The sequence below is a fragment of the Nonomuraea longispora genome (assembly GCF_004348345.1).
Taxonomy (GTDB): domain Bacteria; phylum Actinomycetota; class Actinomycetes; order Streptosporangiales; family Streptosporangiaceae; genus Nonomuraea; species Nonomuraea longispora.
This window is the reverse complement of the sequence record NZ_SMJZ01000100.1, coordinates 17,748-30,343: the sequence shown is the minus strand read 5'-3', so window position 1 is coordinate 30,343 and position 12,596 is coordinate 17,748. Positions and strand designations below refer to the sequence as shown.

Sequence of the window (12,596 nt, the reverse complement as noted above, 5' to 3'; positions counted from 1 at the left end):
GCGCCGATCCCGGGCGTTCCGCCTTGCCCGGCGCCGAGCCGGAGCCGTTCTCCACGCCCGAGGTCGCGAATTGGCCGTCCTTCGCCACCGACCCCTCGGTCGCTCCGAGCCCGGGACCGCACCTCGGGCCGCCACCGCCATGGCCGGGCACACACGGCATGTACGCCCCCGCCCCGCCTTCCAGGTCACCGGGGTACGACCCGCTCCAGACCGGCCCGGCCGCCGGGCCGGGCGGCGACGACTACCTGCCGATCTTCGCCGCCGTGGAGTCGGCCTGGTTCGACCGCGACCGTAGCGATGTGTGGAGTTCGCCCCAGGCGGACGCCGGCTGGAGCGCCGCGCAGGCCGCCGCCAGCCCGGTCGACGACGGCGCCACCCCTTCCGGCCTGCCCAAACGAGTGCCGAGGGCCAACCTGGTGCCCGGCACCGCCGACAGCGCCTCCACCCCGAAGGGCGTGGCCCCCATTGCGCGGATCTCGCCCGAACGGGTCCGCAACCGCCTGGAGGGTTTCCAGCAGGGCGTGCGCGCGGCGCGCGACGACATCGGCACGGGCAGCGCGCCGCCTCACCACCGGCGCGGAACGCCTCCGAGGCAGGCCCCATGACCGGCAGGCCGCCCGTGAGCTGCTCCGATCCCGCCCGCCGCGCCCGTACGGCCCCGCGGCTCGGCTCCACCGTTTGGTCCACCGTGCAGGAAAGGTGCTCAATGGTTACGAGAAGCGCTGAATCAGGCGGTGAGCCACCCCTGGACAATGCCGGTACACGCATGATCAGAATAGGCGTCACCCTGCTTTCACGGTGCGGAGCGTCCATGTTCACACGCAGATTGACGGCGTCTTTTGCTCTCGTCCTGTTGTTCGCGAGCGGCACCATTACCGGCCCGGCGGCCGCTGCCGAGGCCGGGAAGCCGACCCACCCCGGTCCGGTTTTCAGAACCGTCACCGGGAAAAGTGCCCTGCTCTCGCTCCAGACTTTCGGCCGCCCCGACGGCAAGGACATGGTTTTCCGGATTTCGGGCTCGGTTTTCGCGAACGTCACCGGCAACGCCCTCGACTCCGCCATGAGGCATGGCCAGAAGGTGTTCAACATCGAGGGATACAACATCCGGCGGCTCTACCGGGTGCCCGGGACCAACCAGCTTCACCAGCTCTCCCGCGAGATCGTCTTCTACACCGACCCCGCCGACCCGACGCGGATCGTACGCGAGTGGACGAACCCCGTCGACGGCAGGACGTACCCGGTGGTCCCCATCAACAACGACGCGGTGAACTTCGGCCCGTTCCCGATCACCCCCTCCTACCAGGGGCCCCCGCTGGTGCGGCTGCACGACGAGACGGTGTGGACCAGCGACATCCCCGTACGTGCCGATCTGGGCGCCACGCTCGGCGAGCGGTTCGGCCTGCTGGGCGGCGTCTACACGGCGCAGGAGATGTTCGACTTCTCGGTGGACCAACGCGAGGTCGCCGCCCGCGCCGTCCCCGGTGTCGTCCCGCGAGGCGCGATGAAGACCAAGGTCAGCTGGGCGCGGACGAGCCCGTGGGCGCCGTTCATGTGCCTGGCGGAGACCGAGGTGCGCGGTGGTCTGACCTACCACGCCCGCGGCTGGACGCTCGACTCCTACGAGGACGTCGAGCCGTGGTTGCGCGCGGCGGTCGAGGCGGACCATCCGAGGTTCACCAGCGCGCCCGCCGAGCCGGGACCGAGCCAGAACTCCTGGACGTCGTTCCACGCCAAGCAACTCGGCAAGGGCGCCACCACCTGGGCGGGATGGTGCGCCGCCAACGGTCGATCATGAGCACCGTACGCAACCCGCTCACGGGCTGGGCCGAACGCGAGCTGGTGCCCGCGACGCCCGCCGAGCTGGCAAGCCTGGCGACCGAGCTGCGTGTGCGCGCCGAGGAGTGGCGGCGGGCGGACCGCAAGAGGGCCCTGTCGGCGTTCGCCGCCGCGCTGGCGGCCGACGACGACCTGCTGGCCGCGCTGGTGGCCGACACCGGCCGGGTGGGGGAGTCGTCGCTGGAACGGCGGCTCGCCGCCGGCCTGGTAGGGCGCTGGGCCCGCGAGGCGCCCGCCCTGCTGAGGCCGCCCGCGCCGTCCGCCGCGTCGGTGCCGGGGATCGTGGTGGACGGCGACCTGGTGCCGTACGACCTCGTGGGGGTGATCAGCCCGTGGAACTTCCCGCTGCTCATGGCCCTCATCGACGCCGCGCCCGCGCTGGCGGCCGGCTGCTCCGTGCTGGTCAAACCGAGCGAGGTGGCCCCGCGCTTCATCGAGCCGCTGATGCGGCTGGTGCCTCCTGAGCTGCCGCTGCGGGTGGTCGAGGGCGACGGCGAGAGCGGGGCCGCGCTGGTGGGAATGGTGGACGCCGTGGTGTTCACCGGCAGCGTCGACACGGGACGGCGGGTGGCCGAGGCGGCGGCCCGCGCCTTCGTGCCGGCGTTCCTGGAACTGGGCGGCAAGGACCCGGCGATCGTGCTGGCCGGCGCCGACCTCGACCGGGCCACGTCGGCGATCCTGTGGGGCGGCACCGCCAACGCCGGGCAGTCCTGCCAGTCGATCGAGCGGGTGTACGTCGAGCGCGGCGCGCACGACGCCTTCCTCGACCTGCTCGCGAGCAAGGCCGCCAGGGTGGGGCTGACGTGCGAGGGAGGCCCGATCGGCCCCATCATCCGGCCGGGGCACTGGCGGGTGATCGCCGCCCAACTGGCCGACGCGACGGCCAAGGGCGCGATCGTGCACACGGGGGGTGAGATCGAGCGACACGGCGGCGGCCGCTGGTGCCGGCCCACCGTGTTGTCCCGGGTCACGCACGAGATGCGGGTCATGACGGAGGAGACGTTCGGCCCCGTGCTGCCGGTCATGGCCGTGGCCGGCGCCGAGGAGGCGGTGACCCTGGCCAACGACTCCGTCTACGGGTTGTCGGCCGCCGTCTTCGCCGCCTCGGAACAGGACGCCATGGAGGTGGCCGCGCGGCTGCGCGTGGGAGCGGTCAGCGTCAACGACGCGTCCCTGACCGCGCTCGTGCACGAAGGCGAGAAGGACTCCTTCGGCCTGTCTGGCCTGGGCCGCTCGCGCATGGGCGCCGCCTCGATCCGCCGGTTCCTGCGCCGCAGGACGTTCCTGATCAACCGTTCGCGGGCCGCCGACCCGTGGTGGCATCCGCTGGACAAGGAGTAGAACGTGGGACTTCGCGAGGACATGCCGCTGCTGGCACGGCACGAGGGCAAGTGGGAAGGCGAGTACGTGCACGTCGACCCGGGGGGCGCCGTGCTCGACCGGCACCGCGCCGAGATGACCTGCGCCATCGCCGGCGACGACGTCTACCACCAGACCAACCGCTACACCTGGGACGACGGCCGGGTCGAGGTGCACGAGTTCCCCGGCCGCCACCTCGGCGGCGGGCGCTGCGGATTCGACACCGACCGGCTCAAGGGCGAGTTCTGGGAGCTGGACGAGTCCACCATCTACCTGCGCTGGCAGTACAAGGCCGAAGGGGAGGACCTGCGGCTGTTCGAGCTGATCGTGCTGAGCGAGACGGGCGACACCCGCAGCAGGGTCTGGCAGTGGATCCGCGACGGCGTCTGCGTGCGGCGTACGCTCATCAACGAGCGGCGGGTCGGCTGAATGACCTCTTTCACCGCGCTCGCCCTGCAGGTGGAGACCCGCGCCGTCAACGCGGCCGCCGATCCGCGGGCCGAGATCGCCGCCGCCGTCGAGCGGATCGCCGAACGGGTCCGCGGCTCGGCGGCCTGGCTCGGGCCGGACCTGCGCCTGGTGGTGCTGCCGGAATACGTGCTGACCGGGTTCCCCATGCGGGAGAGCTTCGCCGAATGGCGTGACCGGGCCGCGCTGGACCCTGACGGCCCCGAATACCGTGCGCTCGGGGAGATCGCCGCGCGGCACGGGCTGTTCCTGTGCGTCAACGCGTACGAGCGGGACGAGCACTTCCCCGAGCTGTACTTCCAGGCGTCGGTGATCCTCTCCCCGCAGGGGGAGGCGGTGCTGCGCTACCGGCGGCTGCACTCGATGTTCACGCCGACCCCGTACGACGTGTGGGAGCGCTACCTCGACGTCCACGGCATGGACGGCGTGCTGCCGGTGGCCCGTACCGAGATCGGCAACCTGGCGGTCCTCGCCTCCGAGGAGGTCCTCATGCCCGAGCTGGCCCGCGCGCTGGCCCTGCGTGGAGCCGAGGTCTTCTGCCATCCCACGTCCGAGGCGTCCTCGCCGGAGCCGACGCCCAAGGCGATCGCCCGCCGTGCCAGGGCGGTGGAGAACCACGCCTGCGTGGTCTCGGCCAACAGCGGAGGCCTGTCCGGCATCGCGATCCCCGGCGACTCCACCAACGGCGGCTCCGAGGTGCTCGACCACGAGGGCCGGTTGCTGGCGCGGGCTGGCGCGGGCGAGTCGCTGGTGGCCGCCGCCGAGCTGGACCTCGCGGCGCTGCGCCGGCGCCGGCGGCGGCCCGGGATGGGCAACCTGCTCAGCCGTGTGAAGACCGGCCTGTGGGCCGAGGAGTACGCCCGCCACGACGTCGAGCGCCCCGGCGGCCTGGCGTCCGGCCCGCGCGAACGGGCCTGGTTCACGGCCCGCCAGAAGGAGACGATCGAACGGCTGCTCGACGGCGAGGGTTAGGCGAGGGTCAGACGCCGGTCCTGGCGCCCCGGTGCCAGGAGAGCACCAGCCGCTCGACGCCCAGGAACGCGGCGTTGAGCGCGATGCCGAGCAGCCCGAGGAGCACGATGCCCGCCCACATGGCAGGGATGTCGAACTGGCTCTGCGCCTCCAGCATGCGGTGCCCGATGCCCTCGCTGCTGCCGACCAGCTCCGAGATCACCATCATGATGAGCGCCAGCGACACGCTCAGCCGCAGCCCGGCGAAGATCTTCGGGGAGGCGGCGGGCAGGATGACGCGGGTGAGCCGCTGCCAGGGGCCCAGCCGGTAGACGACGCCGGTCTCGATGTACTGGCGGTCGACGTGGCGGGCGCCGTCCATGGAGTTGATCAGCACCGGCCAGATGACGCCGTACACGATGGAGGCCAGCTCCATCGGAGTGCCGATCTTGAACAGCACCAGGAAGACCGGCACCAGCGTGGACGGCGGCACCGAGCGGCCGAAGTGCACCAGCGGCTCGACCAGGGCCGACAGCCGCCGCGAGCGGCCGAGCGCCACGCCGGCCAGCACGCCCGCCGCGCACGCCATCGCCCACCCGGCGAACAACCTGGCCAGGCTCGGCAGCAGGTCGGCGACGGCCTCGTCGGTGAGAAACACCCGTGACGGCGGACCGGAGAACCACATCTCGTGCAGCCGGGTGACGATCCGCGACGGCGGCGGGAAGTACGCGGCCTGCGCCGAGCGCGTGGCCAGCTCCCAGGCGAGCACGGCCACGGGCAGCAGCCAGTACCACACCAGCCGCCGGGCGGCGGTCATGCCGGCTCTCCCGTACGCGCACCGTGCCAGCGGAACAGGCGGCGCTCGGCCGTCGCGAACAGCAGGTTGGCGGCCAGCCCGATGACACCGGCCCACAGCGGGGCGGCCAGCATGCGGTCGGTACGGTTGGCGCTGCCCGCCAGCGACTGGAACGCCCCGATCCCGCCCCCGCCCGGCGCCAGCAGCTCCACGCTCACCGCCACGATCAGGGTGACGGACACGGCGATGCGCACGCCGGTCGCGATGAACGGCGCCGCACTCGGCAGGCTCACCCGCAGCGCGACGGCCAGCGGCCCGAAGCCGAAGCTCCGCAGGGTGTCCTTGGCCAGCGGGTCGACGTCGCTCAGGCCGTACAGTGTGTTGATCAGCAGCGGCCACGAGCAGGTGTAGACGATCAGCGCGACCTTGGCGTCGTGGCTCACCGGGAACAGGAACATGGCCAGCGGGATCAGCGCCACCGACGGGATCGGCCGCAGGAACTCCACCAGGGGCCGCACCGACCGCTCCAGGAACGACACCGTCCCGAGCAGCAGCCCGGCGGGCACGGCGACCGCGATCGCGATCGCCAGCCCGCTCACGCACGCCTCCAGCGTGGCCAGCACGTCGGCCCTGAACCGTGTCTCCAGCGGCAGTTCCGCCGCCGTGACCAGCACCCGCGACGCGTACGGCAGCACGTCGGGGACGATCCCGAGACGGCCGGCCACCTCGGCGACGGCGAGGAACCCCGCCACGCCCGCCGCCCCGAGCGCCGCCCGTGCGATCCGCCGATCGATCATCCGCCCAGCGACGCGAACAGCCGCGCCGCGTCCACCTTGGACTTGAGGTAGCCGTAGCCGTGCAGCAGGTCGGCGAGCTTCTGCACGTTGGCCCTGTCGGCCTCCATCGAGAACGTGCCGAGCGTCATCGCCGCCGCCGCGTCGGCGGGGATCTGCGTGTACGTCGGCACGATCTCGTCGATGGCCTTGCGATCCTCGCCCGCGATCTGCTGGGCCTTGGCCAGGGCACGGTGGAAGGCGGCGGCCGTCCTGGGGTTCTTGGTCAGCCAGTCCTGGGTGACGCCCCATCCGTCGATCGGCACGCCCGCGGTGACGCCGTCGGTGGTGTCGATGATCTGGGTGGCGCCGTCCTTCTTCGCCGCGGTGAGGAACGGCTCGACCAGCCAGGCGGCGTCGACCTTGCCCGAGGACAGCGCGCTGATCTGGTCGGCGAACTGCACGGGGACGTATTTGACGTCGTCCGGATTGAGCCCGGCCTCCTGAAGGTGGGCGTTGGTCAGCGTCTGCCCGAGCGCCTTCAGCACGTTGACGGCGATCGTCTTGCCCTTGAGGTCGGCGGCGGCTTTGATCGGCGACCCCTTGGCCACGACGACGCCGGCGACGTCGGGCCCGGCCTCCTGGCTGTGCTGGAAGAGTTTGAGCGTGGCCGCGCCCGAGTCGTTGATCGCCATCAGTGACACGTAGCTCGTCAGGAAGGCGTCCATGCTGCCGTTGAGGATCTTCGGCATGACCGCCTGCGGAGCCTGGATGATCTCCGTCTTGACGGTCAGCCCCTCCTCCTTGAAGAAACCACGTTTCTCCGCGATGAACAGCGGCGCCGACGACGGCACGGGCACCACGCCGACCAGCAGCTGCGTCTTCTCCAGCCCGCCCGTGGTCGATCCAGGGGCCGCGGTGCCGCCGTCGCTCTCGCCTCCCCCTCCGCACGCGCTCAGCGAGAGGGCGAACGCCATGCTCATGGCTAGTATCCTGGCCAGCTTCATCGCTTCTGCCTTTCTGGGGGACAAGAGGGGGTGCCCAGAGGGTCGTCAGGACGTCGAGCCTACGGTAACCCGATCCACCCGGGCCCACCCTTTGTCGATCACGCACCGGCATGGCAAGCTCGGGTCCGGCACATCTGATCATCGGACCCACCGCACGGCGTCCCCCGGGCCGCGTGCCTGCTGATTGCGAGGAAGCTGATGAATGCCAAGGACTACATGGCCGGCGTTTTCGACCGCGCGTCCGGCAGCTACGAGCGCGTCGGCGTGCCGTTCTTCGCGCCCGTCGCCGCCGAGCTCGTACGCCGCGCCGCCCCCGGCCCCGGCGACCACGTGCTGGACGCCGGCTGCGGCACCGGCGCCTCGCTCCTGCCCGCCGCCCACGCCGTCGGCCTCACCGGCCGGGTCGTCGGGCTCGACCTCGCGCCCGGAATGGTGGCCGCCGCGACCGCCGAGGTGGAGCGCCACGGCCTCACCCAGACGGCCGTCGTGCTCGGCGACGCGGAGCACGCGGAGGAACTGCTGCCGGGCGAGCGGTTCGACATCGTGCTGGCCGGGATGATGCTCTACTTCCTTCCCGACCCGCCCGCCGCCGTGCGGTCCATGGCCGGGCTGCTGCGGCCGGGCGGGCGGCTGGCGGCCAGCCTGCTGGTCCGGTCGAGCGCCGCGGAGGCCGAGCTGTTCGCGCTGGTGGAGAGGGCGCTGGCCCCCTACACCTCGGGCGCGGGCAGCGCGCCGTTCCACCACACCCTGGGCGGGCAGGGGGAGCTGACCGCGCTGTTCGAGCAGGGCGGGCTGACCGACGTCGAATGCGCGGACGTGGTGTTCGAGGTGGCCGTCGGGGCCGGGCAGGTGTGGGACTGGCTCTGGTCGGCCGCCCGCAGGGCCTCGCTGGAGAGCATCCCCGAGGCCCTGCGCCCCGAAGCCAGGGCCGCGCTGGAGGCGGCGTTGCCGCAGGAAGGTTTCCTGCTGGCCCGCACCGTGCGCTACGCCACGGGCACGCGCGCGTGAGGCGGAGGCCTCAGGCGGGCCGGGGAACGTAGCGTCCCACCGGACGGCCCACGACCTTGCCGGCGTCCAGCACGTGGTTGCCGCGCACGAACGTGTCCGTCACCTTGGCGGTCAGCTCGAAGCCCTCGAACGGCGTGTACTCCTGCGTCGACTCCGAGTCCTGGGCGCGCACGGTCCACGTGCTCTCGGGGTCGACCAGGCAGATGTCGGCGTCGAAACCGGGGGCGATCGTGCCCTTGGTGCGCAGACCGTACCTCTTGGCGGGGTTCCAGGAGGTCAGCGCGGCGATCCGGCCGTACGGCAGACCTCTGCGGCGGCCCTCGGTGATCAGGCCGGGCAGCAGGTATTCCGCCCCGCCGAACCCGGCCTTGGCCACGAACACGTCGTCGCGCGGGTCGCCGAACTTGAGCTCGTCGCGGCAGCAGGCGTGGTCGCTGACCACCCAGTCCACGGTGCCGTCGAGCACGTACTCCCACAGCGCCTCGACGTCCTCCCGCGGCCTGATCGGCGGGTTGACCTTGGCGCCGAGGCCGCTGGCCGTGTCGACGTCGGCCAGCAGGTGACCGATCGTGACCTCGCGGCGGAAGTCGATGTGCGGGAACGTCGCCGCCATGCGGACGGCCGCGTCCAGCGCCTTGCGGGACGACAGGTGCAGCAGGTTGACGTTGGCCAGCCCTGTCTCGTGGGCGAGGTAGGAGGCGACGAAGACGGCCAGCCCTTCGGAGTGCTGGGGGCGCGAGGCGCTGTAGGCGGCCAGCCCGCGGAGGTCTCCCGCCTCCTCCACCAGCTTCGTGTACGCCGTCATGATCTCGGCCGTCTCGCAGTGCAGCGACAACGAGATCTCGCCGGCCAGCTCCGGCAGGCGTTCCCTGGCCGCCTGCACGCCGCGCATGACGAACTCGAAGTGCGCGTAGTCGTAACGCTCGCCCTCCGGCAGCATGAGGAAGGCCCGCTGGTCGTCGGAGCGTCCGTGCAGCCCGTGCCCGCCGTAGAACATGAAGATCTTGAACGACGGCACCCCGAACCGCTCGACCAGGTCGGGCAGTTCGTCGATGTGCCCGCGCGACATGGGCGCCAGGTGGAAGCCGTAGTCGACGTAGGCCCGGCCCTCGGCCTGCCGGAGCACCTCGGGGAAGAACTCGGCGTAGGGTCCGCCCTTGTTCAGATAGTACTGGCCGGTCCGCATGTACGTCAGCGCGGTGGTCACGCCGCCCTGCGCGCTCGCCCGGCTCTCCGACCCGGTGTCCTCGGGCAGCGGGTTGTAGATGCCCCAGTGCTGGTGGGCGTCCACGACGCCGGGGAAGGCCAGCTTGCCGCCGCCGTCGATCACCTCGCCGGCGCCGCTCAGCCCCGGCTCCACGCGTACGACGCGGCCGTCCTCGACGGCGATGTCCGCCGCCACGGGCTCGTCGTGCTCGTGGGTGACGACCTTCACGTTCTTCAGCAACAGCTCGGTCACGGGGGAGTTTCTCTCCTAAAGCGATTGAGCGATCAAGCGATCAAGCGATGCGGTGGGCGTCGCGGTGCCACGCCAGCACGCGCCGCTCCACCATGAGGAACAGGGAGTTCAGTACGAAGCCCAGCACGCCGAGCACCAGGACGCCCGCCCAGATGGCCGGCATGTCGGCACTGTTGTTGGCGAGGTTGAGCAGGTAGCCGATCCCCTCCGTGCTGCCCTTCAGCTCGCTGATGACCATGAGGATCAGCGCCAGCGAGACGCTCAGGCGCAGCCCCGCGAAGATCTTCGGGGCCGCGGAGGGCAGGATGATGCGGAAAATCCGTAGCGAGGCCGGCACGCCGAACACGGTGGCGGTCTCGACCTTCAGCCGGTCGACGCTGCGGGCGCCGTCGATCGAGTTGAGCAGGATCGGCCAGATGATGCCGAAGACGATGGTCGCCACCTGCACCTGGGTGCCCATCGTGAACAGCACGAGGAAGAGCGGGAGCATGACCGGCGGAGGCACCGCGCGGGCGAACTCGACCAGCGGCTGCACGAAGTCGGCCAGCCAGGCGGCCCTGCCCAGCGCGACGCCGAGAGTCACGCCCACGACCACCGCGACGGCCCACGCCCCCGTCACCCTGACGAGGCTGGGCACGAAGTTCTCGACGGCCTCCTCGGTGAGGATGTAGGGCCCGGACAGCCACATGTCGTACATGCGGATCACGATCAGTGACGGCTCCGGCAGGTACGCGATGTCGAGGCTGCGGGCCAGCAACTCCCAGCCGCCGAGGACGACGGGGACCAGCCACAGCCGCTTGAGCAAGGTGAGCATCATGTCGTTCGCCACCTGAACAGACGTCGCTCGGCCCGTACGAGCACGATGTTGACGACGAGCCCGAGGAAACCCGCCCACAGCAGGGCGGCCAGGACGTCGATCATGGCGTCGGCGCCGATGCCCGTGCTCGCCTGGATGAGGAAGCTGCCGATGCCGGTCGAGCCGCCCACGATGTACTCCACGCTGATCGCCAGGATGAGCGTGATGGACGCGGCGAGCCGCACCCCTGTCGCGATGAAGGGGGCCGCGCTCGGCAGGGACACCCGCCACAACACGGCTCCGGCGCCGAACCCGAAGGTGCGCAGCGTCTCCTTGCTCACCGGGTCGACGTCGCGCATGGCGTACATGGTGTTGATCAGGATGGGCCAGGACGCGGCGAAGACGATGAGCGCGACCTTGGCGTTGAGCTCCGAAGGGAAGAAGAACAGCGCCAGCGGGATCAGCGCCACCGAGGGGATGGGCCGCAGGAACTCGACGAACACCCGGGTCATCTCCTCGATCACCGGGATCGTTCCCAGCACCAGGCCGATCGGGACCGCGACCAGGACGGCGAGCGGCAGCCCGATGACCGCGGCGGTGAGTGTGCCCAGCACGTGGTCGAGGAACTCCGGGTCGACGGCGAGGTCGACGGTCCTGGCCAGCGTGTCCACGGCCGGCGGCAGCCACTTGACGGCGCCCGACATGCCGAGGACCTGCCACAGCAGCAGAAAGCCCACCACGCCTGCGGCGTGGCGGGCGAATTTGACCAGCCGGGCGCGGGCGAGCGGGGCCCGCTCGCGCCGCGCCGGTGTGACGGTAGCCGTCATCCCTGGGTGGGAGCCGTGTAGATCAGGGACTTGACGTCCATCTCCTTCTTCAACATGCCCGAGTCGAGCATCAGGTCCGCCACCCGCTGGATGCGCTCCGCGCTCAGCGAGGTCGGGTAGGCGCCCAGGTTGATCGTGGCGGCGGTCTCTGCCGGGATCTTGGTGAAGGTCGGCAGGACCTTCGTCACCGCGCTACGGTCGGTGGCCGCGATCTGCTGCGCCTTGGCCATGGCCCGCTGGAACGCCGCCAGCGTCTTGGGGTTGTCGGCGACCCACTTCTCCGTGGCGGCCCATCCGGTGATCGGCAGGCTCTCGGTCGGGCCCGACATCGTGTCCACCAGCATGGTGGCGCCGAGCTCCTTCTTCGCCTCGCTGACGTACGGGTCGGTCATCCAGACGGCGTCCACGTCGCCCTTGTCGAGCGAGGAGAGCCAGTTGGTCGTCGGGACCTCGACGTACTTGATGTCCTTCTCGGGGTCGAGGCCGGCGACCTTGAAGTGCGGGTTCATGGTGAGGGTGCCCAGACCCGCGAGGGCGTTGACGCCGACCTTCTTGCCCTTGAGGTCGGCGACTTTCTCGATGGGGGAGTCCTTCTTCACCATGATGCCGAAGGCGCCCTGCGCTCCTTGGTAGGAGTCGGCGATGTACTTGAACTTCTCGGTGCCCTGTTCCTGGATCGTCAGGATGGTGGCGTAGCTACCGAGAACGACGTCCATGGCGCCGTTCGAAAGCTTGCCCAAGACCTGCTGCGGAGCCTGGATGGGCTCCTGCTTGACGGTGAGGCCCTCTTCCTTGAAGAAGCCTCGTTCCATGGCGATGAACAGCGGCGCCGAGTCCGCGCCGGGATATTGGCCGATCAGCAGGTCGGTCTTCATACCGGCGTCGGCGCCTGAGCCCTCGGCCGTGTCGTCAGAACCGGAGCACCCAGTGACGACGAGGGTGGCCACAAGCCCAACCAGGGCAGTACGCCCTAATGCACCGAACCGCATTGCGGGTCTCCTTTGAACCGGGGGGTGAGTGCGAACGGGGGTGTTCAACGACGGTGGCACCTTAGCGCAGGCTGCGGTTACCGGGTCACCTGGAACACCGGAAATTAACAAGATATATCCATATATATGGGCATTTGTGTTGATTTGTCCGTTTGCTAGGAAATCTGGAGTCCTTGACATGGGACACGTGGGGCAGGTGTGGTGAATTGCGTAAAATACTGAGCCGTGTGTCGCTTGTGATCTTTGCGGTATTGGCCGATCTCAGGTAGATGTGCTCCAATTAGCTCTCGCCCCAAGGGTGCGTCAGCGTCACACTGCAAACATGCG

General features: G+C 70.4%; 12 protein-coding genes and 1 pseudogene. 6 read left to right on the top strand and 7 right to left on the bottom strand.

The window, feature by feature from the left end; all coding sequences use genetic code 11:
• The 5 genes and pseudogenes from E1267_RS44545 to E1267_RS24615 form a co-directional block, all read left to right on the top strand.
• A pseudogene (locus E1267_RS44545) lies at window positions 1-605 on the top strand (hypothetical protein); the annotation flags it as partial.
• Window positions 606-997: 392 nt separating this feature from the next.
• Window positions 998-1,795, top strand: a complete 798-nt coding sequence (locus E1267_RS24630; RefSeq protein WP_246064222.1) for a DUF1838 family protein — start codon at window positions 998-1,000, stop codon at window positions 1,793-1,795.
• Complete coding sequence (locus tag E1267_RS24625) at window positions 1,792-3,177, top strand: aldehyde dehydrogenase family protein (protein WP_132335382.1); 1,386 nt, start codon at window positions 1,792-1,794, stop codon at window positions 3,175-3,177. The genes E1267_RS24630 and E1267_RS24625 overlap by 4 nt, the downstream gene beginning before the upstream one ends.
• 3 nt (window positions 3,178-3,180) lie before the next feature.
• Window positions 3,181-3,624 carry a DUF3598 domain-containing protein gene (locus E1267_RS24620; RefSeq protein WP_132335380.1) on the top strand — a complete coding sequence of 148 codons (444 nt, stop codon included), beginning with the start codon at window positions 3,181-3,183 and terminating at the stop codon, window positions 3,622-3,624.
• Window positions 3,625-4,635 carry a nitrilase-related carbon-nitrogen hydrolase gene (locus E1267_RS24615; protein WP_132335378.1) on the top strand — a complete coding sequence of 337 codons (1,011 nt, stop codon included), beginning with the start codon at window positions 3,625-3,627 and terminating at the stop codon, window positions 4,633-4,635.
• Between the two features lie 7 nt (window positions 4,636-4,642).
• Here E1267_RS24615 and E1267_RS24610 read toward each other — a convergent pair whose 3' ends face one another.
• From E1267_RS24610 to E1267_RS24600, 3 genes are read right to left on the bottom strand one after another with little or no spacing between them, the layout of a single operon-like run.
• On the bottom strand, window positions 4,643-5,431 hold the full coding sequence (locus E1267_RS24610) for an ABC transporter permease (protein ID WP_132335376.1): 789 nt from the start codon (window positions 5,429-5,431) through the stop codon (window positions 4,643-4,645).
• The gene (locus E1267_RS24605) at window positions 5,428-6,207 is read right to left on the bottom strand and encodes an ABC transporter permease (protein ID WP_132335374.1); all 780 of its coding nucleotides are present in this window, start codon (window positions 6,205-6,207) and stop codon (window positions 5,428-5,430) included. Before E1267_RS24605 ends, E1267_RS24610 begins: the two co-directional genes overlap by 4 nt.
• Window positions 6,204-7,166, bottom strand: a complete 963-nt coding sequence (locus tag E1267_RS24600; RefSeq protein WP_165959765.1) for an ABC transporter substrate-binding protein — start codon at window positions 7,164-7,166, stop codon at window positions 6,204-6,206. Before E1267_RS24600 ends, E1267_RS24605 begins: the two co-directional genes overlap by 4 nt.
• Before the next feature lie 222 nt (window positions 7,167-7,388).
• On the opposite strand from E1267_RS24600, the gene E1267_RS24595 reads away from it, so the two are divergent.
• A complete protein-coding gene (locus E1267_RS24595) occupies window positions 7,389-8,198 on the top strand; it encodes a class I SAM-dependent methyltransferase (protein ID WP_132335370.1) in 810 nt (269 codons plus the stop codon).
• A 10-nt stretch (window positions 8,199-8,208) separates the two neighbouring features.
• Here the strand turns inward: E1267_RS24595 and E1267_RS24590 are convergent, their stop codons facing one another.
• The 4 genes from E1267_RS24590 to E1267_RS24575 are packed head-to-tail and all read right to left on the bottom strand — an operon-like array spanning window position 8,209 to window position 12,155.
• Window positions 8,209-9,657 (bottom strand): dihydroorotase, encoded by a 1,449-nt coding sequence (locus tag E1267_RS24590; protein WP_132335368.1) that lies wholly within the window; start codon window positions 9,655-9,657, stop codon window positions 8,209-8,211.
• Window positions 9,658-9,697: 40 nt separating this feature from the next.
• Entirely contained in the window at window positions 9,698-10,474 is a 777-nt protein-coding gene (locus E1267_RS24585) for an ABC transporter permease (RefSeq protein WP_246064221.1), read from the bottom strand.
• Window positions 10,471-11,280 (bottom strand): ABC transporter permease, encoded by an 810-nt coding sequence (locus E1267_RS24580; RefSeq protein ID WP_132335366.1) that lies wholly within the window; start codon window positions 11,278-11,280, stop codon window positions 10,471-10,473. Before E1267_RS24580 ends, E1267_RS24585 begins: the two co-directional genes overlap by 4 nt.
• Complete coding sequence (locus E1267_RS24575) at window positions 11,277-12,155, bottom strand: ABC transporter substrate-binding protein (protein WP_161714936.1); 879 nt, start codon at window positions 12,153-12,155, stop codon at window positions 11,277-11,279. Before E1267_RS24575 ends, E1267_RS24580 begins: the two co-directional genes overlap by 4 nt.
• Between the last annotated feature and the right edge of the window lie 441 nt (window positions 12,156-12,596).

What these genes read in the sequence shown, in the direction of transcription:
- E1267_RS24580 (WP_132335366.1), bottom strand. Translation starts at nt 11,280, where the DNA reads ATGACGGCTACCGTCACACCGGCGCGGCGCGAGCGGGCCCCGCTCGCC.
- E1267_RS24585 (WP_246064221.1), bottom strand. Translation starts at nt 10,474, where the DNA reads ATGATGCTCACCTTGCTCAAGCGGCTGTGGCTGGTCCCCGTCGTCCTC.
- E1267_RS24600 (WP_165959765.1), bottom strand. Translation starts at nt 7,166, where the DNA reads ATGAGCATGGCGTTCGCCCTCTCGCTGAGCGCGTGCGGAGGGGGAGGC.
- E1267_RS24595 (WP_132335370.1), top strand. Translation starts at nt 7,389, where the DNA reads ATGAATGCCAAGGACTACATGGCCGGCGTTTTCGACCGCGCGTCCGGC.
- E1267_RS24625 (WP_132335382.1), top strand. Translation starts at nt 1,792, where the DNA reads ATGAGCACCGTACGCAACCCGCTCACGGGCTGGGCCGAACGCGAGCTG.
- E1267_RS24575 (WP_161714936.1), bottom strand. Translation starts at nt 12,155, where the DNA reads ATGAAGACCGACCTGCTGATCGGCCAATATCCCGGCGCGGACTCGGCG.
- E1267_RS24610 (WP_132335376.1), bottom strand. Translation starts at nt 5,431, where the DNA reads ATGACCGCCGCCCGGCGGCTGGTGTGGTACTGGCTGCTGCCCGTGGCC.
- E1267_RS24605 (WP_132335374.1), bottom strand. Translation starts at nt 6,207, where the DNA reads ATGATCGATCGGCGGATCGCACGGGCGGCGCTCGGGGCGGCGGGCGTG.
- E1267_RS24630 (WP_246064222.1), top strand. Translation starts at nt 998, where the DNA reads ATGGTTTTCCGGATTTCGGGCTCGGTTTTCGCGAACGTCACCGGCAAC.
- E1267_RS24615 (WP_132335378.1), top strand. Translation starts at nt 3,625, where the DNA reads ATGACCTCTTTCACCGCGCTCGCCCTGCAGGTGGAGACCCGCGCCGTC.